Annotated in this window: 1 protein-coding gene; it reads left to right on the top strand. The window is 45.0% G+C overall.

Going from position 1 to position 649, the window contains the following annotated elements; genetic code table 11:
- Positions 1 to 571, top strand: a 571-nt coding sequence (locus R7Z50_RS28255; RefSeq protein WP_318149852.1) for a P-loop domain-containing protein, incomplete at its 5' end; no start/stop codon positions are given.
- Between the last annotated feature and the right edge of the window lie 78 nt (positions 572 to 649).

Below are 649 nucleotides of genomic sequence, written 5' to 3'. Positions count from 1 at the left end.
AATCACACCGCTGGTTGACCGTATCGGTCAATTACGTGATGAACTGGATATCTCTACTATCATCGTTATGGGTGGCTCTGGTGATTACCTAGATGTGGCGAATACCGTTATTCAAATGCATGACTACCAAGCGGTCGACGTGACTGAAAAAGCAAAACAAGTGATTGCTCAGCACCCTACTCAGCGCCATAACGAATCAGAAGAGAGCTTACAAACTTTCCGACCACGCGCACTAAACCGCGTGGCTCTTATGAATATATTGACTGACGGTAAATTCCGCGTAAGTGCAAAAGGCAAAGACTCACTGCGTTTTGGTAAAGAATTTACTAACCTTAGTGCGCTAGAGCAGATTGAGTCTGCTGACGAAGTGAACGCCATTGGTTGGTTGTGGTTCCAACTTGCACAACTGCCTGGTTGGTGTAACAACCCAGCAAAAGAAATTGAAGAGATGTTATCGGGCGAATGGCACGCATCACTGCCTAAACAAGGTGACCTTGCTAAACCACGTACTTTGGATGTGATGGCAGCACTTAACCGTATGCGTAAGTCACAGTTCAAACCTTCACACTAAGTATTTTGTATTTGACGTATCACGACTTATCCAAGTCTGGCTCGTCTAAAACAAAAAGGCAGCAATTATCGCTGCCTT

Source organism: Vibrio sp. 1249-1 (genome assembly GCF_033340495.1).
Note: the sequence above shows the minus strand (reverse complement) of the source record. Positions and strands in the feature narration are given on the sequence as shown.